Source organism: Solwaraspora sp. WMMA2065 (genome assembly GCF_030345075.1).
GTDB lineage: Bacteria > Actinomycetota > Actinomycetes > Mycobacteriales > Micromonosporaceae > Micromonospora_E.
This window is the reverse complement of the sequence record NZ_CP128361.1, coordinates 3,162,722-3,186,277: the sequence shown is the minus strand read 5'-3', so window position 1 is coordinate 3,186,277 and position 23,556 is coordinate 3,162,722. Positions and strand designations below refer to the sequence as shown.

17 protein-coding genes, 1 tRNA gene and 3 pseudogenes are annotated in these 23,556 nt (G+C 66.2%); 11 read left to right on the top strand and 10 right to left on the bottom strand.

What is annotated here, in order from left to right; genetic code table 11:
* The first annotated feature begins 25 nt into the window (after positions 1-25).
* On the top strand, positions 26-448 hold the full coding sequence (locus O7610_RS14330) for a phospholipase D-like domain-containing protein (RefSeq protein ID WP_281551244.1): 423 nt from the start codon (positions 26-28) through the stop codon (positions 446-448).
* Positions 449-991: 543 nt separating this feature from the next.
* On the opposite strand, the gene O7610_RS14320 is transcribed toward O7610_RS14330, so the two are convergent.
* From O7610_RS14320 to O7610_RS14295, 6 genes are all read right to left on the bottom strand, one after another.
* On the bottom strand, positions 992-1,822 hold the full coding sequence (locus tag O7610_RS14320; protein ID WP_281551242.1) for an alpha/beta fold hydrolase: 831 nt from the start codon (positions 1,820-1,822) through the stop codon (positions 992-994).
* Between the two features lie 19 nt (positions 1,823-1,841).
* Complete coding sequence (locus O7610_RS14315; protein WP_281551241.1) at positions 1,842-2,969, bottom strand: cytochrome P450; 1,128 nt, start codon at positions 2,967-2,969, stop codon at positions 1,842-1,844.
* A 294-nt stretch (positions 2,970-3,263) separates the two neighbouring features.
* Positions 3,264-4,919 (bottom strand): IS66 family transposase, encoded by a 1,656-nt coding sequence (gene tnpC, locus O7610_RS14310; RefSeq protein WP_289213477.1) that lies wholly within the window; start codon positions 4,917-4,919, stop codon positions 3,264-3,266.
* 332 nt (positions 4,920-5,251) lie between these two features.
* A complete protein-coding gene (locus O7610_RS14305) occupies positions 5,252-5,959 on the bottom strand; it encodes a TetR-like C-terminal domain-containing protein (protein WP_281551238.1) in 708 nt (235 codons plus the stop codon).
* Between the two features lie 2 nt (positions 5,960-5,961).
* Positions 5,962-7,428, bottom strand: coding sequence for an MFS transporter (locus tag O7610_RS14300; protein ID WP_281567291.1), 1,467 nt, complete (start codon positions 7,426-7,428; stop codon positions 5,962-5,964).
* 454 nt (positions 7,429-7,882) lie between these two features.
* Complete coding sequence (locus O7610_RS14295) at positions 7,883-9,271, bottom strand: IS1380 family transposase (protein ID WP_289212459.1); 1,389 nt, start codon at positions 9,269-9,271, stop codon at positions 7,883-7,885.
* A gap of 831 nt (positions 9,272-10,102) precedes the next feature.
* On the opposite strand from O7610_RS14295, the gene O7610_RS14290 reads away from it, so the two are divergent.
* The 5 genes and pseudogenes from O7610_RS14290 to O7610_RS14270 form a co-directional block, all read left to right on the top strand.
* A complete protein-coding gene (locus O7610_RS14290; protein WP_281551237.1) occupies positions 10,103-10,900 on the top strand; it encodes an AfsR/SARP family transcriptional regulator in 798 nt (265 codons plus the stop codon).
* Positions 10,901-11,117: 217 nt separating this feature from the next.
* A pseudogene (locus tag O7610_RS14285) lies at positions 11,118-11,428 on the top strand (transposase family protein); the annotation flags it as partial.
* 498 nt (positions 11,429-11,926) lie between these two features.
* Positions 11,927-12,619, top strand: a pseudogene (locus tag O7610_RS14280) (IS5 family transposase); the annotation flags it as partial.
* 253 nt (positions 12,620-12,872) lie between these two features.
* Complete coding sequence (locus O7610_RS14275; protein WP_281551236.1) at positions 12,873-14,936, top strand: reverse transcriptase/maturase family protein; 2,064 nt, start codon at positions 12,873-12,875, stop codon at positions 14,934-14,936.
* A 109-nt stretch (positions 14,937-15,045) separates the two neighbouring features.
* Positions 15,046-15,189, top strand: a pseudogene (locus tag O7610_RS14270) (IS5 family transposase); the annotation flags it as partial.
* 115 nt (positions 15,190-15,304) lie between these two features.
* On the opposite strand, the gene O7610_RS14265 reads toward O7610_RS14270, so the two are convergent.
* Together O7610_RS14265 and O7610_RS14260 are read right to left on the bottom strand one after the other, a co-directional pair.
* Complete coding sequence (locus O7610_RS14265) at positions 15,305-15,472, bottom strand: hypothetical protein (protein WP_281551235.1); 168 nt, start codon at positions 15,470-15,472, stop codon at positions 15,305-15,307.
* A 28-nt stretch (positions 15,473-15,500) separates the two neighbouring features.
* Positions 15,501-16,499 carry a bifunctional lysylphosphatidylglycerol flippase/synthetase MprF gene (locus tag O7610_RS14260; RefSeq protein WP_281551234.1) on the bottom strand — a complete coding sequence of 333 codons (999 nt, stop codon included), beginning with the start codon at positions 16,497-16,499 and terminating at the stop codon, positions 15,501-15,503.
* A gap of 206 nt (positions 16,500-16,705) precedes the next feature.
* On the opposite strand from O7610_RS14260, the gene O7610_RS14255 reads away from it, so the two are divergent.
* The 3 genes from O7610_RS14255 to O7610_RS14245 all read left to right on the top strand — a co-directional run bounded on the left by O7610_RS14255 (position 16,706) and on the right by O7610_RS14245 (position 19,430).
* A tRNA-OTHER gene (locus O7610_RS14255) sits at positions 16,706-16,790 on the top strand.
* Between the two features lie 29 nt (positions 16,791-16,819).
* Complete coding sequence (locus O7610_RS14250) at positions 16,820-17,875, top strand: diacylglycerol/lipid kinase family protein (protein WP_281551233.1); 1,056 nt, start codon at positions 16,820-16,822, stop codon at positions 17,873-17,875.
* Positions 17,876-17,879: 4 nt separating this feature from the next.
* Positions 17,880-19,430: an MmgE/PrpD family protein gene (locus O7610_RS14245; protein ID WP_281551232.1), complete on the top strand. Its 1,551-nt coding sequence runs from the start codon at positions 17,880-17,882 to the stop codon at positions 19,428-19,430.
* 151 nt (positions 19,431-19,581) lie between these two features.
* Here O7610_RS14245 and O7610_RS14240 read toward each other — a convergent pair whose 3' ends face one another.
* Together O7610_RS14240 and O7610_RS14235 are read right to left on the bottom strand one after the other, a co-directional pair.
* Positions 19,582-19,917, bottom strand: a complete 336-nt coding sequence (locus O7610_RS14240; RefSeq protein WP_289213476.1) for a transposase family protein — start codon at positions 19,915-19,917, stop codon at positions 19,582-19,584.
* Positions 19,836-20,354 carry a transposase family protein gene (locus O7610_RS14235; protein WP_289211540.1) on the bottom strand — a complete coding sequence of 173 codons (519 nt, stop codon included), beginning with the start codon at positions 20,352-20,354 and terminating at the stop codon, positions 19,836-19,838. The genes O7610_RS14240 and O7610_RS14235 overlap by 82 nt, the downstream gene beginning before the upstream one ends.
* A gap of 303 nt (positions 20,355-20,657) precedes the next feature.
* Here O7610_RS14235 and O7610_RS14230 point away from each other — a divergent pair, with 303 nt between their 5' ends.
* Together O7610_RS14230 and O7610_RS14225 are read left to right on the top strand one after the other, a co-directional pair.
* Positions 20,658-22,328 carry an aldehyde dehydrogenase family protein gene (locus O7610_RS14230; RefSeq protein ID WP_281551230.1) on the top strand — a complete coding sequence of 557 codons (1,671 nt, stop codon included), beginning with the start codon at positions 20,658-20,660 and terminating at the stop codon, positions 22,326-22,328.
* 72 nt (positions 22,329-22,400) lie between these two features.
* Entirely contained in the window at positions 22,401-23,540 is a 1,140-nt protein-coding gene (locus O7610_RS14225; protein WP_281551229.1) for an acyl-CoA dehydrogenase family protein, read from the top strand.
* Positions 23,541-23,556: the final 16 nt, after the last annotated feature.

Below are 23,556 nucleotides of genomic sequence, written 5' to 3'. Positions count from 1 at the left end.
ATGGGCGACGGCGACCAGCTGTTCTTTGCCGACTGGCGGGGCGACCCTCGACCAGCGGTTACGCCCGGACGGGCCGACCGTGGTCGATCTGCTGTCCGCCGCCGCTGGCCGGGGCGTGGCGGTCCGTGGCCTGGTCTGGCGCTCCCACCTCGACGTGCTGATCTACAGCGCGGAGCAGAACCGAAACCTGGCCGAGGAGATCAACGACGACGGCGGCCAGGTGCTGCTCGACCAGCGGGTACGCCGGTTCGGCTCGCACCACCAGAAGCTGGTGGTGGCCCGCCACCCCGGCCGCCCCGAACGGGACGTCGCCTTCGCCGGCGGGATCGACCTGTGTCACAGCCGGCGCGACGACGCCGCCCACCTGGGCGATCCGCAGCCGGTGAGCGGGCACCCGAGCAACGACTTCGGGGTGGCGGACAGCAGTCCATGGTGGCTGCAACCCTGAACAGCGACTACGGGGGCCACGCGGCGTGCGGCCGGACCGGATCGGGAATGGACCGTGTGTAGCGAACCGAGTATGGACCACCCATGACTGAACGTGTCCGGGTGGGTTGTCGTACAGCTGGAGCACCCGGCGCATCTTGGCGGTGAGTTCGGGGTCGGTGCTGGCCTTCCACGTCTTGCTGGCCTGCCAGGACATCCCGCGTTCGTGCAGGATCCGCCGGAGGAGTCTCGACGCTGATCGTGGTGATGTGGCCCGCAGTGATGAGGTATTCGTGCAGTTTGATTAGGGACCAGCGGGAGAAGGGCTGACCGAGGAAGCGGGGTCGCACCGGGCGATGACGCAGAACCAGTCTCTGGTCTGCTCATCGATCCGTCTCGGTGCGCCCCCGCTCCATTTTGGGTTCAGGGCGTCGAACCCCCGCTCGTCCGAGGCCCGTAGCTGGTTGGCGACGCTGGTCGATAACCAGGCTAGAGCCACCACCAGCAGAGTCGGATGGGCGAGCGCGGCGTCTCGATTGCTGTCGCGTCGGGCCCGTGGCTCCTCTTAGCTGTCAGCGAAGGCGACGATGTCCGCGACGAGTCGATCGGCGGCGGTCACCGCCAGTCCGTGCGCGGCGTCGTCATAGACGACGAGCCGACTGTCCTTGATCAGCTCTGCGGTAGCCTCACCGCATTGGGCTAGGTCGGCGATCGGGTCGCGGGCGCCGTGGATCACCAGGGTCGGCACGGTGACGCTCCCGAGGTCCTCGCGGAGCTCGCTGGTGAACAGCAGCCGGTAGGACTCGATGGTGGCCCGACTAGAGCACTGCAGCGCCTGATCGCTGAACCACTCGGTGAACTCCGCCGACAGCGGAATGTCCTTGGCAGATGCGCCGACGCCAGCGTAGAAAGCCATCGAGATCTCCGAGTAGTACCTGGGTCGATCCGTCCGTAGCTGCTCCAGCATCTGATTCACCTCATTCGCCGCCGATCCATCGCGGTCGTCGGACGAACTGACGAGGGCTGGGGTGACGGTAGCGATCAGCACGGCTCGGCGAACCCGGTCGGTGCCGTGCCGTGCGATGTAGCGGACCAGTTCAGCACAACCCATGGCGCTTCCAATGAGCGTGACATCTGTCAGGTCAAGCGATTCGATCAGCCGGGCGAGGTCGTCGGCGAGGGTGTCGTAGTCGTAGCCGCCCCAGGCCCAGTCCGATCTGCCGTGGCCGCGACGGTCGTAGGCGACGACGCGGAACCCTGCGGCGTCCAGCGGAGGCAGATGCTTGTCCCACATCTGAATGCCCATGGTGGCGCTGCTCAGCAGCACCATCGGCGGGCCAGCTCCGCTGTCGACGTAGTGGATGTTCGTGCCGTCGTTTGCTCTGAAGAATGGCATGCGGATCTCCAATCATTTGTCACCAGGTGACCGGTAGCGATTCGATGCCGTGGAACACGGTTCCTCGGCGAAACAGCGCCTCGGGCTCGTCGGTCGCCAGTCGCAGGGTCGGGAACCGGGTGAACAGCGCCTCAAGGGAAATTGCCATCTCTAGGCGAGCTAGTGGCGCGCCCTGGCAATAGTGTGGCCCGATTCCCCACTGTAGATGTTCCTGGGAATTCCTGTATATGTCAAGATGGCCCGGATTCGGGAAGACCTCCGGGTCATGGTTGCCGGCCGGGATGGATATGACAACCGCATCGCCTTTTCGCATCTGTCGTCCACCGAGTTCCAGATCTTCGAGCACCAGGCGTACGATTGCGTCTTGCGAGATAGACCAAAATCTCATTGCTTCTTCGATGAACTGTGGGACCAGTGCGCCGTCGTCGGCAAGTACCGAGGCGCGTAGCTCTGGGTCGAGCAGCAGGCTGAGAATATTCAGTGCGATCTGATTAGTGGTGGTCTCGTGGCCGGCAACGAGGACGAGTCGTGCAATTCCTACGAGTTCCTTGAGGGTAATTTCTCCGGTTGCCAGATTGTTCGAGGCGAGCTGGCTGATGAGGTCGTCCTGCGGGTCGTGCAGGCGGCGCTCCGCCAGGTCGGCCAGATAGTTCGACATCTCCTGGTACGCTGCGAACGATCTAATCGGATCTTCCTGCGACATCGTGATTCTGGTCTTCTCCACGAAAAAAGGCGAATCCTCGTCGGGGACGCCGAGTAGGTTGGCGACCACCAATGTTGGCAACTTCCTGGAGAACGCGTCGTGGAGATCGACCGGTCGGTGCCGGGAAGCGACATCGTCCAGCAGTTGTGTGGTCAGTGCCTCGACGGCAGGGCGCATGGATCGGACCCGCCGTGCGGTGAACTGCGAAGCGATCATGCTTCTGAGTCGGTTGTGTTCGGGGTCGTCCATGCGTAGAAACGACGAAGGTCGGTCACCTGGCGGAATCTGAATTCGTACCGGCGCGCCTGGTAGCAGCTCATCAGCGCTGAGCCGTGAATCCATCAACGCCTGTCGAACGTCGGGGTGTTTGGTGACCAGCCATGCGCGCCTCGCCTCAGTCGCCCCTGCTGGGATCAGCACGGCGCAGGGCAGTTCCTTACGCAACTCGTCGAGGATCGGGGGGACGGTGCCCTCGCAAGGCCGCGGGAATGGCCACTTCAGGACGCGTGTCTCTTCGTGTAGCGCCATTAGAGCCTCTCGCATGTCGATTGGAAAGACTCGGTCCTGGTGCTCCATCGGTTTGTTCTCATTGCAACATTATTGAATATGGCACTGACAATGCGCTGACTGTTCGTAAGTAGTCCCAAGTCTCGTGGGGTTGGGCGACGCGGTTTGTGGGCATGCTGATGGTCGGCGTGGCCGGGTGTGGCGTCGCCGTCGCGGTGGTCGGTGTGGGTGTCAGCCGGTCGGGGGTGGCTGGGCCCAGGTGTGCAGGTCGGCGGGGGACGCGGTCCAGGGCAGGAATCGTTGGAGGTCCGGACCGGTCAGGGGTCTGCCGCCGTTGCGACCGCAGGCGTCGAGGTAGGCGGTGAGGTAGGTCAGGACGTTGAGGCCGGCCTGTTCGGCGGTGGCGGTGACGGTCCAGACGGTCGCGGCGAGGCGCGCGGCGTCGTCGGTGCGGGAGCCGTAGGCGTTCTTGCGGGTGATGACGGGCCGTCGCAGTGCCCGCTCGGACGTGTTGTTGTCCAGGCTGATCATCGGGTAGTCGCGGTGCGCGGTCAGGCCGTCCCACTCGCGGTCCAGGGTGGCCAGGGCCTTCTTCGCGGGTTGTTGCAGGCCGGGGCTGGCCATCTGGGCCTGCCGGGCGGTGTCGATCGCCTGCAGGGCGGTGTCCCAGGCGGTGTACGCGTCGTCCAGCCGGGTCGCCGCCGTCCCTGCGGCGGCCGTGGATGCGTTCCACGCGTCGGTCAGCTCGTCGTGGGCGTGGTACAGGGCCTTGATCCGGTCCAGCCAGTCTCGGGTCCAACACGCCAGTTGGGTCGGGTTCGCGTCCCCGGCGCGCACGAAGTACCGGCGGACATGGGCCCAGCAGTACAGGTTGGTCAGGCCGTCGGTCCTACGCCCGGCCGAGGCGTAGACGGTGTAGAAGTCGCTGGAGACGACCAGCCGCCGTGGCCCACCATCAGCGTGCGGGGTCAGCTGTCCGGTGGCGGTGTCGATCCCGGCGTGGCGGGCCAGAACAGCGCCGGCGCGGGTCGGGTCCATCACGAAACAGGTGGTGTCCGCGCCGATGAACACCCACAGCCACCAGCGGGCCGGCCCGTCACCACCATCGGGGGTGAACACGTGCCACGACGTCTCGTCGGCGTGCGGATGCCACGAATCACGGGACCGGGCGACAATCCGCTCCTCCAACGGCGCCAGCAACGTCCCGGCGGCCGCGCAGGTCCCGACCAACGTCGAGGAGCTGACCTCGGCGCCCTGGCGTGCCAGCCCGGCGATCAGGGAGTTCTGGGAGCGCCCGGCCACGAACCGTTCGACCAGCAGCATCGCGATGAACCCGTTACTGAACCGGCCCTTGCCGACCGCTTTCGGCGGGCCCGGCGCGGTCACCGTCCTCGCCCCGGCACACCGGCACCGCCGCCGGTACCGGCGCCGACGGTGCACCACCACCCGCACCGTCACCCGCCAATCGACCTGCTCGAAGGCGTGATCGTCGAACGCCTCGAACCGCGACGAACAGTCCGGGCAGCAGTACCCGCCCCCGGCGAAGTCCCACACCACCTCCACCCGCGGCAGATGCGAGTAATCCCTGCGACCGGCCCGCCCTCCCGGCCCCCGCCGCGGTGCCCTCTCCCGCTCACGCTCGCCAGGCTCACCGCCATACCCACCCTGGCCGTCACCGTCGCCCGCCGTCGGCTGCGGCCGAACCCGCTCCGACGAACGCCCGAACACCAACCGCTGCAACACCGCCAACTCCGCCGACACCCGCTCCAACTCGGCCTCACGCCGCACATCACGTTCCCGCAACCGCTCGTTCTCCACCCGCAGCGCCGCGTTCTCCTCCCGCAACTGCCCGGCCAACCGCTCCCACCGCTCGTTGGCCTCCACCACCCGAGCCAGCGCAGACCTCAACCCCGCGTCAGCATCCGCCTCCACCGAAGCACCAACCGAGACCGTCACGGCCGCAAATCAACACCACCACGGCTGCCGGAGCACGCACCAACTGTCCGACTACACAAAGTCACCCACGGGAACTGGGACTACTTACGACTGTTCGAGCAGTTAACTGATTGACGTGCGGGGTACGTGTAGGACGCACGCGTAGTCGTGGACAGGAATTGATATCTCCCTGTCCACGACTCGTGCCGCTGCGGAGCCTGGTGCTCCTGCGCACCGCTGCTCCGGCCCTATTCAATATGTTTAAGCCCTATTGAATCGATGAGTCAGGAATTTGCGGGCAGCCCCACGAAGCGTCCCATCGCCTCTGCTGCGTGGTCGAAGAAGGCGTCCGGATCCGCCGCAAACCCCTGCACGTGTCCGTAGACACTGAAGCTGACCATACCGAGCAACTGGGTCCACGCAATTAGGGTGCGAGAGATGGTCGAGTGTGGAATTCCAGCGAGGAATCCATTCGCGAGTGCGGACACGTTCTGTTCCATCCCGTCGCTCATCGGCGGTTCGTCGGCGATGCTCAGTGTGCCGGCCTGGTGGGCCTGCCTGAGCAGGCCCACGAGAACCGCTGCGGCTCGGGCGCCGACGACCATCGTCTCCGCAGGGGCGCTGTAGTCGGGCTGTGGCGGTCCCCAGATCAGCGCGTACCGCTCAGGATTGTCCTGGGCCCACTTGCGAATCTCGCGGCAGGTGGACGACCACTGCCCAAGAAGGCCTTCGTCGGCAGCCGCCTGGGCACCCCGCTCGGCGTGATCGCCCATGTCCCGATATGCGTCGAGGATCATTGATGTCAGTAGCTGTGCCGGGTCGGAGAAGCAGCGCTGGACCTCGGCCTGCGGGACATCCAGGTCGGCGGCGATGCTCGCGAGCGGCAGACCTGCGGTCCCGGGCCGGGCCAGCCGGGCATACGCCTCATTCTTGACCCGGACGGCCAACTTGTCGTCTCGGCGGTAGTCATGTTGCATGAAGTCGTTTCCCATCTTCAGTTTGCTACGGTGCGGTGCCGGGGGAGGAACTGAACCAGCAGGCCGATCGCGACAGCGAACCCGATCAACCACAGCACCCCAGCGAGGAATGCCGGTGCGTAGGTCATCGGATCAGTGAAGCCCTCCAAGCGGTTGTAGAAGACCACCCCGACGATAGCCACGCCCACCGCACCGCCGACCTGCTGCGAGGTGGCCAGCACGCCTGAGGCGGCGCCGGCGTACTCCGGATCGAGGTTGGCTAGCACCGTGTTGGTCAATGGGGCGAGCACGAGTCCCATGCCCGCGCCGGCGAGTACGAAGCCGGGCACCAGTACTGCGGTCCGTCCACCGATTCCGATGTCCGAGACGATCATGTACGTGATGATCAGTCCGATGAACATCACGACCGACCCGACTGTTAGGACATGTCGACCGAGTCGTTGGGAGATCGCTTCCGCACGCAACGAGGTGATGAAGTAACCTGCGGCGATCGGGGTGAAGATGATGCCAGATTGCAGGGGCGTCATACCCTGCCCTTCCTGCAGATAGATCGCGAGGAAGAGGAAGAACGAACCCATCAGCATGTTGAACAGGACCGTGACCACGAGTCCTACGCTAAATGCGCGTTCACGGAAGAGTCGGACGTCGATCAGTGGTCCGCCAGCGCGGGCGAGCAGCGCCCTCTGGTGCCGCACGAACGCGGCGAGGGCGGGAACAGACGCCGCCAGCATGATCCAGGTCCACATCGGCCAGCCGCGCTCGCGCCCTTCGACCAGAGGTAGGACCAGCGCGACCAGCCCTGCGGCGATCAGCACGGTGCCGACGAAGTCGAGCCTGGTCCGGTTTTCAGCGCGGGACTCGGGCACGAACCGTAGCGTGAGTAGCAGGGTGGTGATCCCGATCGGGACGTTGACCAGATAGCAGTTGCGCCAGCTGAGCCCCAGGAGGTCGGTTTCGATGAGGATGCCTCCGATGAGCTGTCCACAGACCGAGGCGAGTCCGAGCGTCACGGCGTAGGCGGTGAAGGCACGGGCGCGCGCTGCACCGGTGTAAACCACTCCGAGAATGGCCAGCCCTTGCGGCATCAGAAGCGCGGCCGACAGGCCCTGAGCGATCCGGGCTGCCACCAGGAATTCCGCGGTCGGGGCCAGGCCGCAGGCAGCGGAGGCCGCAGTGAAGCAGGCCAGGCCGATGAGGAAGATCCGACGGCGACCGTAGAGGTCGCCGATGCGGCCGCCGATGATCAGGCCAGTTGCCAGCGACAACCAGTATCCGGCGATGATGAACTGAATCGCCGCCGGGCTCGCGTTGAGCTCGCGTTGGGTCGACGGGATCGCGACGTTCACGATGAAAAAGTCCAACGCGACCATGAAGATGGCAGCCAGGATGATGGGCATGATCACCCAGCGGGGCGTGGTGCCCGTCGGTGGATCGGCGGGTCGTTCAGCTGTGGCTTGGCCTGCCGACGCCGTGGTCTCAGACACCTGACCTCCCTCTTGTGTGCTTGCGGGGTCCCACGTATTCCGACGGGCTGCCGTCGAGGCAGCACCGCGCACCGCATTGCTCCTGGCAGAACAACCGGCGGCGATGCGGCGAAGGGGCGATGTCCCGGTGCCGGCGGCGGTCTGACCAGGTTGTCATACGTGGAGCTTATCCGTAGCAATTTTGGTGACTATGCTCAATTGTGTCGATTACTTCGTGGGTAATGAGGACCGGGCCCGGGTCGTTCGCTGTGGCTGCAGCCGAGTGCTGGGCTCAGCCTCGATCCACCGACGCGGTTGCCGCTGAATGTTGGTTGATCATTTCTGTATTGGGTGGTGCGGCGGGCGTGAGGGAGTCGCCGATCACGTGATCGGCTTGCTCCGAGGGTGAGTGTTCGGGGTGGAACGGGATTGTGGCCTGTGGTCGGGCCGCCTGGTTTCGGCTGGTGGGGTGTGGTCAGCCGGGTGCCGGCTGGACGGCGGTGAACAGGTTGTCGAACGCCGCCTGCCAGGGCCAGTACTCGGGCAGGTGTAGGTGGATGGTGCGGGCCCGGTGGGCGAGGCGGGCTGCGACGGTGATGATCCGGGTCCGGATGGTGGCGGGTCTGGCGGTCGACCAGGTGCCCGCGGCGAGGTGTCCGGCGGCGCGGGTGAGGTTGTGCGTGATCGCGGCGCAGGTCAGCCAGGCGTCGTTGGCGCTGAAGTGTCCGGAGGGCAGGTGGGCGAGGGGGCCGGCGATCAGGTCGGCGTTGACCTGCTCGATGATCGCGTGTTGCCGGTGCTGGGCTTCGGCCTGTACGAGGGTGTACGGGCTGTCGGTGAACACGGCGTGGTACCGGTAGGTCGGTAGGAGTTCGTCCTGGCCGGGGATCTGTTGCGGGTCGTCGCGGCGGACGCGGCGCACGATCAGCCGGGCGGTCGCCTCGTGTCGGGTGCCGGCGAACGCGGTGTACGTGGTTTCGGCGATCTGCGCGTCGGAGATCCACCGGCCGGCGTCTTCGTCCCGGACGGCCTGCGGATAGGTGATGTCGACCCACTGGTCGGCGGCGATGCCGTCGCACGCGGCGCGGATCTTCGGGTCGATGCGGCAGGTGACCGAGAACCGCACGCCACGACGCCGGCAGCCGCTGATCACCGTCTTGGCGTAGAACGCCGAGTCCGCTCGCACCATGATCTCCCCCGAAGCGCCGCATGCCCGGGCGGTCGTGATGGCCTCGGCGATCATGGTGGCGGCGCCCCGGGACGAGCCGGCGTTACCCGACCGCAGCCTCGTGGCGGCGATCACCGGCGCGGACAGCGGGGTGGACAGCGTCGCGACCAGGGGGTTGTAGCCGCGCAGGTAGACGTTGTAGCCGCCGACCTTGGCGTGGCCGAACCCGATGCCCTGCTTCTGCTTGCCGTACACCCGCCGCAGCATGGAGTCGATGTCCACGAAGCACAGGGTGTCGGCGCCGGTCAGGATCGGTGCCCGGCCGGTCAGACCGATCAGGGTGTCGCGGGCGGCGGCCTGTAACTGCCGTACGTGCCCGTGGGTGAACGTACGCAGGAACGACCCGAGCGTCGACGGCGCGTACACGCTGCCGAACAGCGACCGCATGCCACCGTGCCGGGCGATGTCGAGGTCGTCGATGCTGTCCGCGCCCGCGAGCATCCCCGCCACGACCGTGGCGACCTTCCCGGCGGGGTTCGCGCCCTTGTCCGTCGGCAGCCGCACCCGGTCGGTGACCGCGTCATGCAGACCGGCCTGCTCGGCCAGGCGCATCACCGGAACGAGACCGGCACACGACACCAGATTCGGATCGTCGAACGTCGCGCGCACCACCGGCGCGTCCTGGCGTATTCTCACCTGCGAGGTGCCCTCTCGAACCGAGCGATAGAAGCGTCAGAACTCCTATCCTTCCAGTTCAGAGGGCACTTTCTATAGCCGGGGTCCTGCCGGTCCGACCTTCATCGGTGGATCGAGGCTCAGTGACGTCGTTGGTGCGCACGCTGGATCCGGTTGGGCTCCGATCGTGGCCACTGCGGTCCACGCTGCGTCCTGCCCGGCAGGATGCACTCTTTGGCAGAGTACATCCTATAATGCGATAGCAGTGCGATGTGACACAAATCTCTTGATGTCCATTGGCATCACCCATGGTGATGGATGGGTGCTTAGGGTGGATCAAGAAAGTGTCTTGTGTTGGGCTCTGGAGCAAGGCGGGTCCCGGACCGCGCGCGGCGACGACCTGCTCCAGTGGCGAGCTATCAGGGTGACGACTGGTCGGTGTCCGCCTTGTCGGGAGCTTTTCGTCGGCGTGGCCGACCGTAGCTCGTTGTGCATATCGTCGTCAGGTCGATCCGATGCCCTACCTGGCACGTAATTGACCACCTTGGGTTGCGCGGCAGTGTGTATGCATCTCCTGCTACTGCAACTGGTTGGAGGGTCGATCGTATCGCTTGACGGTTACCTGTCCTAGTTCGGTCATTCTTCTGCCTGATATACCGCGTCACTGCTTCGGAAATGATCGATACCATTGACGAGTGCAACTTCTACAGGTAGCCTCACTGGGGAGGGTGAGCGGAGCCTTCTTGTTGCTAGCATTTCACTTCCTTGGTTCAAGCTGCTCCATTGATGCGGGGGCATAGTTCAACTCTGGTTCTGTCGTGGCCGGCAAGCGAACGCACTGGAGGGGTTGGCATGGAGTTCTGGATCCTGGGTAGAGTGGCGGTCGGATCCAGGGATAAATTGATCCACTTTCGAAGTGGAATGCAGTGTTCGCTTCTGGCGGCCTTGCTTGCTGCTGAGGGGCAGGCGGCTTCGGCCGGTATGCTGATAGCCGAGCTGTGGGGAAATGATCTGCCTGATCAGGTTGAGAACGCGCTACAGGCGCACGTCAGCCGGCTACGACGGAAGCTCCAGTCGATCGAGCCCGAGCGTGCTGCGTCCCGGCTCCAGGCCCAGACGTGCGGCTATCGTCTCGCCTTGGACGGCGCGAGCGTGGACGCGATGACCTTTACGTCGGCGTTGAATGACGCGAGAGCTGTGGCGTCGTCGTGCCCTGCCGAGACCGCCTACCGACTGCGGTCGGCTCTGGCGCTGTGGCGTGGCCCAGTCTTCGGCGGCGTTGCGGTCGGGCTGACTGCGCAGGCCGCCGCAGCCCGCATCGAGGCATCCCGGATCGCCGCCCTGGAACTGCTCTTCGACATCGAGTTGCAGCTTGGTGGGCACACACAAATCGTGCCGGAGTTGACTGCACTGGTCCGTGCCGAGGCGCCCAACGAACGGCTCTGCGAGCAGCTGATGGTGGCCCTCTACCGGTGCGGTCGCCAGACCGATGCGCTCAGCGTCTACCAGTGGATGCGCAACCGGATGGCAGAAGAACTGGGGGTCGACCCGTCTCCCATGTTGCGTAATCACGAGCGGGCCATCCTGTCCCACGATCCGGAACTGCGGCCCAACGAGGACCACCTGATCCTTCGGGACCGGGTGGGCTGACCCAGATGGGGCCGCGCGCTGCTGCCGCTGCGAGCCTTCATGCCGCAGAGACACATGCGTCTCACTGCGGTATTCCGCCTGACCGCAGCGTTCAGCCGCCGACGACGGGTGCCAGGGCCGGGTCAAGTTTTTCGGCCCGGTCTCAGATCCGGTGGTGACGAAGAGCCGTCCGGCTCGTTGACACCCGCGTGATCGACGCCACAAGCTCGCGCAGACAGTGCTTTCGGGTCTTTCCTCGCTGGTCATCGAGGATGTGGTCGACGAGGGCGAGCGGATCGTGGTGCGGGCACGGACTCCACACGGCACTGCTGTCTGTCCGATGTGCGGCGCTCTCAGTCGGGGCGGGTGCACGGATACCACCTACGGAGCGTCACCGACCTGCCGGTCGACGGACGGCAGGTCGTCCTCCGGGTCCGGGTACGACGCCTGGTATGCCCTACCCACAGCTGCCGACAGACCTTCCGCGAGCAGACCCCCGGAATCCTGGAACGCTACCAACGACGCACACACCGGCTGTCCCAGCAGGTCCTCCCGGGTGCAAACCGGCCCGGCCTCGGTCATCGCGGGGACGCGGCGCAGGCCGCCGCAGCTCGTGCAGGCTTTCCAACTGCGGGATCATTCCACCAGCAGGGCTGGCAGATGGGGTGGCCGTTGTCGTTGCGGCGGGCCGGGGGCCGCAGCTTCCCGCATCGACCGCATTGCATGGCCACGGCCTTGCGGGTGCAGCCGGCGCAGAGTCGTAGGCTGTTGAACGGGCGGCTGAGCGGGCGCTGTTTCTCGCAGCGCGGGCAGAGTGGCGCGACCACGGTCGTGGCGCCGGCCCGGACCAGGGCATCGACGAGGCGCAGCACGCCGGGCAGCGTCGCAAAATGCCCGACCCGACCCAGAAAGAGACCATACCGGCAGCCACATGCTCGCCCGGCTTCGCCGCATTTCACCCCGGGATCGTGTCTGATTCACATTGATCCCCACATCGACGGACATCGCGTCCGCCGAGCCGCCGCCCCGACGCCGTAGGCCTCCTGCATGACCGAACGGCGAGCCTATCCGTCCGACCTGTCCGACGCCCGCTGGGCCCTGATCGCACCCCGCCTGACCGCCTGGCGACAGGCCCGCACCGACGCCGGCGTCAGCGGCCGCACCCCCACCCACGACCTGCGCGACATCTTCAACGCCATCCTGTACGTCAACCGCACCGGCATCCCCTGGCGCTACCTGCCCCACGACTTCCCGCCCCACCGCACCGTCTACGGCTACTTCGCCGCCTGGAGTAAGGAAGGCATCTTCACCGAACTCAACTACCACCTCACCGGCCTCGTCCGCGACCACCACGGCCGCACCATCCAACCCACCGCATCCATCATGGACAGCCAGAGCGTCAAGACCTCCTCCAATGTCCCGCTGTCCACACAGGGCACCGATGCCGGAAAGAAGATCGTAGGCCGCAAACGCGGCATCATCACCGACACCCTCGGACTGCTCCTCGCCGTCATCGTCACTGCGGCCAGCGCCAGCGACAACGCCATCGGCATGGACCTGCTCGACCAGGCCACCACCGCCTACCCCACCCTGACCAAGACCTGGGCCGACGCCGGATTCAAGAACCGTGTCGTCGAACATGGCGCCGCACTCGGCGTCGACGTCGAGATCGTCACCAAGGACCCACAGGCCAAGGGCTTCAGCGTGGTCAAGCGCCGATGGGTCGTCGAACGCACCCTGTGCGCCGCGAGGCGCCCTGTTGTATCCCCGGTGCAGCCGGGAGGGACTTGGAGGGAGGTTCCTGGGTCGAATGGCTTACCTGACGCTGAAAGGCTGAGGAGACAAGAGCATGCCAGCTAACCCGGCGACCGGGTCCAGCGGTCAGGGACGGTGTGCCGGGGGGGACCCGCGTGATATGGCGAAAGCTGGATTGCCTGAACCCTAATCTCCAGTCGATGCAAGTTCCCATCCACCGGAAAGACCTCTGAAACCGGTGCTGTGCTCTGCGTCGGAATCGAAGTGTGGGCTGACGCAACCTCCAGAGCGCGGGGCGACGCCCAGCGAGGGTGTTGAAGGAGATGAGTGGGGCGCCTACGTCACGCTGCTACGTACGACAGGGACGAACGCGGGATCGCCTAACGGACGCGAGTCCTATGGCGACGGAGGCCTCGTAGTAGTCGCCGGAGTAACGCCCGGCCAGGGAGGGCGGGAAAGCCGTCTACACGGGCGAAGGGGGCCAGGTGATGGGACACCACCAGATCGGGAGGTATGCGTAATGCAGAGCGCCGCAACGGTGCTGGGTGTCCTGCGTGAGCGCGGCAGGCGCGGTCTGCCGCTTGACGAACTGTATCGGCAGCTGTTCAACCCGCAGTTGTATCTGCTGGCCTACGGGCGCATCTACGCCAACCACGGCGCGATGACTCCGGGGGTCACGCAGGAGACCGTGGACGGCATGTCCCAGGCGAAGATCGGCCGCATCATCGCGGCGATGCGTCACGAGCGATACCGATTCGCCCCCGTCCGGCGGGTCCACATCCCGAAGAAGAACGGGAAGACCCGTCCGCTGGGACTGCCGACCTGGTCGGACAAACTCGTCGGCGAGGTGGTGCGCTTGTTGTTGGAGGCGTACTACGAGCCGGCGTTCTCCGACCGGTCCCACGGATTCCGGCCACGGCGAGGCTGTCACACCGCACTGCGGGAGATCGCCAACACCTGGACCGGGACGGCCTGGTTCATCGAGGGAGATGTCGCCGACTGCTTCGGGTCGCTTGATCACGATGTGATGGTCACGATCCTGTCGGAGAAGATCCACGACAACCGGTTCCTGCGGCTGGTGCGTAACATGCTCACGGCCGGATACCTGGAGGATTGGAAATGGGGTGCGACTCTGTCCGGGGCTCCCCAGGGCGGGGTGGCCTCGCCGGTCCTGTCCTCGATCTACCTGCACAAGCTGGACCAGTTCGTCGAGACGGTCCTGATTCCGGAGTACACCCGAGGGGGACGCAGGGCGCGTAACCCTGCCTACCTGGACCTGCAAAACCAGCTGGCCAAGGCCCGGCGACGTGGTGACCGCCCACTGGCGCGAGCACTGCGACGGCGGATGGTCAGCCTGCCCAGCGCCGACCCGGACGATCCGGGATACCGGCGGCTGCGGTATTGCAGGTACGCAGATGACCATCTGCTCGGGTTCACCGGCCCGAAGGCCGAAGCTGAGGAGATCAAACAGCGCCTGGCCGAGTTCCTGCGTGACGACCTCAAGCTCGAACTCTCCCAGGACAAGACGCTGATCACCCACGCCCGCACAGGCGCGGCCCGCTTCCTCGGCTACGAGATCACCGTCCAGCACAACGACACGAAGAAGACCAGCCGTCACCGACGTATCAACGGTCAGGTCGCGCTGCGTGTCCCCCTAGACGTGATCAAGGCCAAGTCCGCCCCCTACCTGCACCGCGGCAAACCCGCCAAGCAGAAGGCCCTGACCAACGGCAGCGACCACACCATCGTCGCCACCTACGGGGCCATCTACCGGGGCATCGTCCAGTACTACCTGCTCGCCGGTGACGTCTACCGGCTTCACCGGCTGCGCTGGGTCATGGAGACCTCCATGCTCAAGACCCTGGCAGGCAAGCACCGCTCGACGGTGACGAAGATGGCGGCCAAGCACAAGGCCAAGATCCAGACACCATACGGGCCACGCACCTGCTTCGAGGCACGCATCGAACGCGACGGCAGGCAGCCACTGGTCGCACGGTTCGGTGAAACACCGCTCCACCGGCAGAAAACGGCGACGGTCACCGACCGCCAGCCGTCCCGGGTCGACTACCCGCACAAGGAACTCGTCACGCGACTCCTCGCGGACGTCTGTGAGGTCTGCCAGCAACCCGGCGAGGTGGAAGTCCACCACGTCCGCAAACTCGCCGACCTCGGCCAACCCGGGCCGCTACAGCCCCAGTGGGCCAAGGCCATGGCCAACCGGAGACGCAAGACCCTCGTGGTCTGCGCTTCCTGCCACAGCCTCGCCCATACCGGGCAACCAGCCACACCGCTCACGCAGTAGTCACTGGAGAGCCGGACGATCGGGAAACCATCAAATCCGGTTCGGCGGGAGGCCGCGCGGAAAAGGACCAGCCCAACGGCTGGCACCTCGCCGCGCGGCCCACCCATCCGGCTGGCTTATGCACCACCGCCGACTCGTACGCGACTACGAAGCCCGACCCGACAACTCCGCCAGCATGATCACCATCGCGATGATCGACAACCTCGCCAAACGACTCACCGCCGAAACCACCCCAACCTGGCGATACGGCTAAACCCGCATTACCGGCAAAATACGTGAATCAGACGTCCTCTCAGACCCGCGCTCATCCACGGCAGGCACTAAATGGCCCAAGTCGGGTCTGCGGCATACCGCCTGACCGGCAACGCTCAGCCGCCGGCGGCGGGCGCCTCCAGGGCCAGATGGCTTACCTCGGCCAGCGCCTCGTCAGCTCGGGCGGCGAGTGTCGGGTCGTCTGGTGCTGCGCAGATTGCGGCGAACAGTTCGACGACCCGGCCCAGTGCTGCGGCGAGCTGTGCTTCTCTGTCGTTCGTCATTGTTCCTCCTGTGTGACGGCTGCCTGCGCTAGAAGGCGTTCGATGCCCGGAATATATGGGCAAATCCCGCAATGCTCGCCGGCCCGTGGAAGGCGACGTACTCCGGTATGAAAAGGTCCGGTGCCCACTTCTCCTTGTACGCGAGCTGCGACTGCGCGGGGTAGACCGCTTCGCCGTGGTGCCACAGCAACTCCATGAAGCAACGGAAGCCGGGGTCGTGGCCGGGCAACTCGCACTCGCGGCGGAGCCCACTGAACGGGGTGAAGCCGAAGTGGATCCAGTCGACGCCCTCGGTGCGAAACGCGTCGATCGCATGCATGTTGATCGCTTCCATGATGCCAGGTAGGCGGCTGGGCAGCCGCCGGCTCAGGTCGTGCATCCAGCCCGACCTGTTGCCGTACACCGGCGAGTAGGAGATATAGCCGACCGGAGTCTCGTCGATGAACCCGATGAACATGCGCCGGTGCGGCTGCATCGCGTCGGCGTACTGCCCGACCAGGTACTCCAGCGGCCGAGCGTGCTCACCCTTGCTGCGGAGCCAGACCTGGTCGATCTCCCGCAGCGCAGGGAACCACCGGTCGTCGGTGGCCTCGGATATGGTCAGCCCCGCCCGCAGCGCCCGCGAGATCTTGTTGCGTAGCTGCATGAACTTCGTCCCCCGCAGTGAGAAGCCGGCGAGGCTGCGTGCCCACGAGGCGCCGACCTGGTTGACGGTGAAGCCATGTCTGAGATAAATCGAAGCGTCGGTCTGCTGCAGTTGAACCGACACTACGTCGAGGCCACCGTCCCTGGCCATGGCGAGGAACCCGGCGAGCAGGGCGTGGTACGAGGCCGCAGGCGCGAACGGTCCACCGAACTGGACGAGGAAACGTCCTGACCTGCGGTAGACGATTACTCCTTGATGGTCAGGTAGCTGAAAATAGGAGTTTCCGTCGCTTACCGCCAGGAAGGAGCTCGGATTCTCCGCTGTAGTGAAGCTGCGAATAGCGTGGAGGACGGGGTTTTCCGTGGTGAGGGTGCCAGTCACTTCATGCTCCTGTCCGTGGAGTATCGAATCGAGTACACCTCGCGCTTCCGGCTCAGTCAAGGGGGCGTCGGCGCAGCTGGTAACGGCAGGTCGGAAGGTGTCAGTGGTCTGTCAGTGTGTCGTCAGCGTGGGGCTGCAGGATTGGTCACATCGGAAGCGAGACCGAAGGTCGAAAGCAGATCGGTCAGAGGTCGGACTTTTGATGAGGAGAGGTACCCGAAGTGGTCTATTGGGGGCCGGGTCCGCCCGGTCGGGCATTGCCCACGCAGCGTTCGAATCCTGCCCTCTCCGCAACCGGCGACGTTCAGAAGAGAGCCTCGATGCGACGAAGAAGGACGGTTGTCCACCGTGCGTTGCTGATCGCCAATCAAATGGCCGGCACAAACAGCCCTGCGCTGGTGGCGAAGTTGGTTGCGCTGTGCCGGCGCTTCGTGGCGCGGGTCGAGATCCATTTGACCGCGGGACCCGGCGACGCAACCGAGGTCGCACAGCGGGCCGCGACCCGTCCCGAGACAGACCGGCCGGAGATCGTCCTGGCGGTGGGCGGTGACGGAACGGTCCGCGAGGTGGTTGCCGGTCTGGTCGCGGCGACTCGGCTGGCGTCGGTCAGTGGGGCCGGTGGCAACAGTCCGGACAGGCCGGACACGACACCTGCCCTGCTGGTAATTCCAGCCGGCACCGGCAACTCGAACTACCTCGCCCAATGGGGGAACCTGCCCTGGCCGGACGCCGTGATGGCGGCGTTGTCGCCGACCCCGGCCGCCGCAGGGACCGGAAGCCGGCTCCGGGGAGAAGTGCGATTGCTCGACTTGTGCCGGCTTGTCGAGACTGACGCGCTGGTGATGCTGGGTGCCTGCTCTGGGCTCATCGCCAAGGCACTGACGATCGCCCCCGACGTACCACTGACCGGCCGATCCCGCTACCAGGTGGCGTTGTCGCGGGCCGCTGCAGGCTTTGTCGCCTACCCGGGGCGGGTCGAGGTAGACGGCACGGTCGTACACGAAGGACCCACCGTGCTGGCCAACGTCGGTGGCGGCCGACATCGAGGAGGCCAGTATGAGGTACTGCCCTACTCGGTGCTCGACGACGGGCTGCTCGACGTCTGCGTCATCGGCGCCGACGTCGCACCGGTGGACGTACCCGAGTTGACCCGCAACGCCCAGCATCTGGCCAGGCCGGGGACGGTGTACTCGCGTGGCCGCCGGATCGTCGTCAGCAACACCGCAGGAGACCCGCTGTGGTTCGAACACGACGGTGAGCTACTGCCGATGAGCTGGCCGACAGTAACGCTGGACGTGCTGCCGCAGGCCTTGCCGGTATTCTGCCGGGCCGGTCGACTCGGCCGGTCCGACGGCTCCCGACCGGGCGCGGGGTGAGTCGTTGGTCGCTCAGCGGCACGACCGACCGGCGCCGTCGTCAGCCCAGCTCGGCCCGACACTGCTCGGCACTCTCGCCCGGTGGGCCGCTCAGGTACGGTTCGCCGACCTCCCGAAGCCGGTGGTCGAACTCGGCATCAGCCAGATCATCGCTCAGATCGCGGCCATCCGAGCAGGGCTGCAGCACTCTCTCGGCAGCAGGCTGGTCCGCGCGTACGGCCCTGTTCTCCAACGGGATCCGCGGCACTCGGCCGCGACCCTGGCCGCCGTGGGGTCGTGGCTGAATCTCGACGACACCGCGTACGCCGGCCATCTCGCACCGTCCACGGTAGGCGTACCACTGGCCTACGCCGCCACCGGCCGGATCGATGGGCGGACCCTGCTGACCGCCGTGATCGTGGCCAACGAATGCGCCGCCCGGATCACTGCCGCCGCCACCCTGGGGCCGCTGCGGGGGCAGAGCGCGATGCACACCCATCTCGTCGGCGCAGTGGCCGGGCGGTTTGCCTGCGTGAAGGCACCCGCCAAGTGCTGGGCCGACGCGATGAGTCTGGCACTCGCCGCCCCGCCCTGGCCGGTCATGCACGGATTCCTCGGCGGTGAGGCCAAACTGCTGCACGTACTGGTACCGGTGCGCTCGGCCATGGACGCCTGCGACGGTGCCATCGCCGGCCTGACCGGTCCTGCAGACCTGTTGGAGCATCCCCGGGGATTCCTCGCACGGTTCGCGTCGGTGCCTGTCCCGCAGGTCGTCACCGACCTGCTGGGACAACGCTGGCATACCGAGACGCTCTCGTTCAAGCTCCGTCCAGGCGGCCCGGGCATCGACGCGGCCGTCGACTGCGCGATCGCGCTGCATCGCGAGGTCGACCCGGCCGCGATCGTGGACGTCGAGGTCGCGGCGTCGGTGTACACACTGTTCGCCGCAGAGCAGGTGGGCGACTACCTCGACGGCCCGGCCAGCCCGCTCAGCTCGCTGCTCCTCTCGACCGGTTATCCGGTCGCCACGGCGCTACTGACCGGCGACCTGACCGTGGCCGACTTCGACCACCCGGCGATCGCGGATCCGGCGCGTTGGACACTCGCCCGGCGAGTGCGCCTGCGGCACGATCCGGCGATGACGTCGGCCCTGCTCGAATCTGTCGCTCCGTTCGGCGCCGCCCTGTTGCAGGCGGGCGAACGGGCCCGACCATGGCTGCGTCAGTTCGTCGGCGACGAGTTGGCAGGATCGGCGCTACCCGACGGCTGCGGCGTCGGCACCGACGGGACGGCCCAGCCGGACGAACTTCCGCCGGCTCTGGTCTCCTTCCGGCACGCGGCCAAGGCCACCCCGGCCCGGCTCGTGGTCTGGCTCAACGACGGGCGGTCGGTGAGCAGGGAACAGATGATCCCGATTGGCGGCGCCGGGCCCGAAACCCGCCGGTCCCACCGCGAACTGGTCCGCGCGAAGTTCGCTGCCAGTGGCGGCGCTGCCGACGTCGCCGAGGAGTTCGAGCACCTTGCCGAGATCACCCCACGACGGTTGGCGGGGCTGGTCCGCGACGCCCTGCGCTGACCCTCGCGGTACCCAGTCGCGTCGGCGGCGCCGTCCACGTGTCTCATGTTTCGTCGGCTCGACCGGTCGCCGGACACCTCTCGACGTCTTCCTGGACTGCGGCTGCTTTCCGTGATTCTGGAGGACTTCCCAAAACTATTTCCGGGTCGGTTCAACGCAATCCGTAAACGCGAAAGATCTCCAACTTGGTTACCGTAAGTAATGTGGCGGGGAACTGTTCCAGCGATCTGCGGAATCCGGTCTTGAGAACCTCCCAACACTTCAGGTGGGCGATCGCGCGTTCAACGGCGGCGCGGAGCCGGTTGAGCGCGGTGTTGCACGCACGTCGGACCTCGGTCAACTCCCGACCCCGGGGCTTCTTGTACGGACTCGCGATGCCGGCACCCTGGTAGCCCTTGTCACCGATCATCCCGGGCCCGCCGGGTGCGTAGTGGCCTGCCCACCGGGCGGCGATCCCGGACACGTCGAAGGCCTTCCGGTCGTGCATGCCCCCGGACACGGATCACCCACGTCGACCACCCGTCCCGCGAGGTTGGCGACCACCTGCACGTTCTGCCCGCAGAAGCCCTTCTTCTCGGAGAACAACCCGTCGACGTCGTCGCGTTCCCCGACCGGCGCGACCAGACCATCGACCAGGACCGCGTCCCGGCGGGCCTGGTCACGGACCCGCTCGTACAACGGGGTCAACACCTCGTCCACCAACGGTTCCAACTCGTCCTGGTAGCGCTCCACGGTCGTCGAGCCGCAGCCGAACACCTCACCGAGCACGTCCGGCGCGAGGTTGTGCCGCAGCCCGAACAGCACCATCACCAGCGCCGTGTCCAGCGGCAACGCCCGCGGCCGTCCCACCGGCAGGTCCCAGTCCAGCAGCGCGTCCACCTGCTCGACCAACCAGTCGACTTGATCGGAGTCCAACCCGGTCATACGCTCACAACGCGGCGGCCGGCCGTTGATCGTTTGAGTCCACATAACCCGAATGATCTAGACGATGCCGGCCGCCGTCTCCACAAGCGACACGCCCGAGTTGATCACACCCGGGCCGTCACGCCACGTCACATCGACAGGGCTCGGTTCCGGATCGGCGGACCCCTTTCGGGAAGTCCTCCTGGTGTGGTCGGTCAGGCGGTTATCAGCAAGCCGTCAGGGAGTGCTGGCAATATTTGCTTGTCTCACTGATTAAGGACGCCTGAAGCGGCGTCCTTGCCAATGGCTCGAGGAGCTAATCGAGTGGCTATCGCCAGTGATGTCAATGCCGTGCCTCCGGAAGCCGAAGGTGGAAACAGGGACCTGCCCAGTGATCTGTCACCGGCGCCGGTGCGCAGTTACGCATCGTATATCGGTGATCGCGACGTGCCGGGTGCGGGTTGGGTGTACACGGTCAGTTCCAGGTCGTTGTTGGAGGATGTATTCACCAGTATCAGTGTAAAGCGCGCGCTGGAGCAGAATCCGGACTCGCCGACCGCGCTGCACCCGTATGTGGTGGGCCGCGTCGCCGTGGCGGAAGTAGCGGACATCGACGCGGCGGTCGACGCTGCCGTCAGTGCCAGTGAGGAATGGGCGGCTGTTCCGCTGAACGACCGGATGCGTCTAGGCGAGCTGTTTCTGGCGCAGTTGCGGGAGAACCGCGAGACCCTCCTTGAGCTGTTGATGGCGGAAGCGCATCCACGGAAGCTGGCCGAGTGGGAGCTGTCCTGTCTCGAGCAGGTCTACAGTGAAGAAAGCTGTTCGTGGTACCGCCAGCAGATGCAGGCCGATTTCAATCACGGACCCCGGCGCCTCATCGTCCGTCGAAGTCCGGATGGGGTGGTGTGCATCAATCCCCCGCAGAACGCCCCGGCACCGAGCGCCGCACTCGCGGTGCTGGTGCTGATGGCGGGCAACGCTGTCGTCGTACGGGCGCCGAGGAGTATCGCACTAAGCACCATGTACGTGGTGCGCGAGCTGATCGCGCCGCTGCTGCGCAAGGTCGGCGCGCCACCGGGCACGCTCAATGCGGTCTGCGGCAGGCCGCAGCAGACGATCGACCGGTGGTTGGCGCACCCGGGCGTCAACGACGTCATCTACTTCGGCGGTAGCGAGGAGGGCCTGCGGTTCGAGCGCGAGTGCGTGACCCGTGGCAAGAAGCCTGTGCTCGAGTTGGCCGGCAACGACGGCCTGGTGGTCTGGCGCGACGCCGACCTGCCGATGGCCGCTGAAGCGGTGACCGAGTGCTTCTACGGCTCCGGTCAGATCTGCATGGTTCCGAACTACGTGTTGGCGCACCCCGCGATCGCCGACGACCTGCTGGCCGAGGTGATCCGGCAGGTTGCCGACCTCCGCCCTGGCTACCCTGAGGACCCTGGGGTGCTGCTGTCGCCGGTACGGCGTAGTGAGCGTTTCTTCCGCCTGCTGCGGCAGGCGCTGGACACCGGTGCCGAACTCGTCTGCGGCGGGCGGCGGATCGAACTCGATGGGACCCCATCGGACACCGGCGTCTTCCTCGAACCGACGGTCGTGCGGGTCGACGGTTTGGCCGGGGCGCGACGGTTCGACGTCGTCACCCACGAGACCTTCTTCCCGCTCATCCCCGTGGTGGTGCCGGAAGCCGCCGATGACGAGGCGTTGCTTGACGGTCTCGTCGACTTCGTGAACACCAACCGCTACGGGCTGCGCAATTCGCTGTGGGCGCGGGACCAGCGGGTCGTCGATACGTTCGTCAACCGGACGCGCAACGGCGGCTTGCTAAAGGTGAACGATTCGCACATCGGGTTCCTGCCATACCTGCCGAGCCACGGCGGCACCGGGTTGACCGGCGGCGCGTTCGGCGAGGCCAACTATCCCATCCTCAAGACGTCGCACCTGCAAGGTGTGAGCCTGGCTGATGGCATCCGGCCGCGGACCGCTGTCTTCGGCGAGTGAACTCCGTCCGGGCTCGGCGTCGGAGACTAGTCATCCACACCGGACACATGTTACAGGGGGAGCTGAAACCGAATGCGGTCTCTCGACATCGCGCGCGCAGCATGCGAGAAGTTCCATCCAGGGCTGTGCGGAGCGCTCGCCGACACCTCGCTGTCCGTCCACGAATCCGCTCAGGCCACGTCGATCAAGACGTACCGGGCCCACGGTGGTGCGGGGCTGTTGGTACCTGAGGCGTACGGGGGCGCGGGCGCCGACGCGCTCGACGCCGTCCGGGTGATCCGCGCCATCTCGGCGTACACACCGTCTCTGGGGGCGGCTGTGACGATGCACCATTTCACCGCCGCGATGCTCTTCGCCTTGGCCGGAACAGCCGGCCGGCTCACCGGGACCCAGCTGTCGCTGCTGGGCAGGATGGCGCCGGAAGGGTTGCTGATGGCCTCGGGCTGGGCCGAGGGCCGCCCGAATGCGAACATCCTGACGCCGAGCGTTAGTGCCCGTCCGGTGTCCGGTGGCTACCTGGTCAGTGGTGGCAAGAAGCCGTGCAGCCTGTCGACGTCGATGGATCTGCTTACCGCCAGCGCGGCGGTGCCGGATGTGGACGGCCGGCCGAGCCTCGCCGTACTGCTGATACCCGCCGACAGTCCCGGCGTGTCAGTGCACCCGTTCTGGTCGACGTACGTGCTGGCCGGCGCCGAGAGTAACGAGGTGCGACTGGCCGACGTCCACGTGCCGGAGGACCTCGTCATCCGGACCGCACCGGACGACCCGGACCGGCTCGACGATCTGCAAACCGCCGGCTTCGTCTGGTTCGAGCTGATGATTACCTCGGTCTATCTCGGGGCGGCCAGCGCACTCGTCGAACGGGTGCTTGCAAACGGCCGCGGATCCGTCACCGACCGGGCGAGGATGACGATCCGGTTGGAGTCGGCGATCGCCGGGGTCGAGGGAGTGGCCCGAGCAGTCCTTGATGGCGTCGATGGAGACGAGGCGGTGGCGGCGGTCCTGATCGCCCGGTACGCGGCCCAGGACGCCATCCGGCAGGCCACCGATCTCGCGGTCGAACTGTCCGGCGGCATGTCCTTCATCACGTCGAGCGACGACGCCTACTTGACCGCTGCGGCCCGGCCACTGGCATTCCATCCGCCATCGCAGGCCAGCGCGGCTGAGCCGCTGGTCGACTACTTCGCAGGCCGGCCGCTGGTGCTGTCCTGACCGGCGCGGACAACAA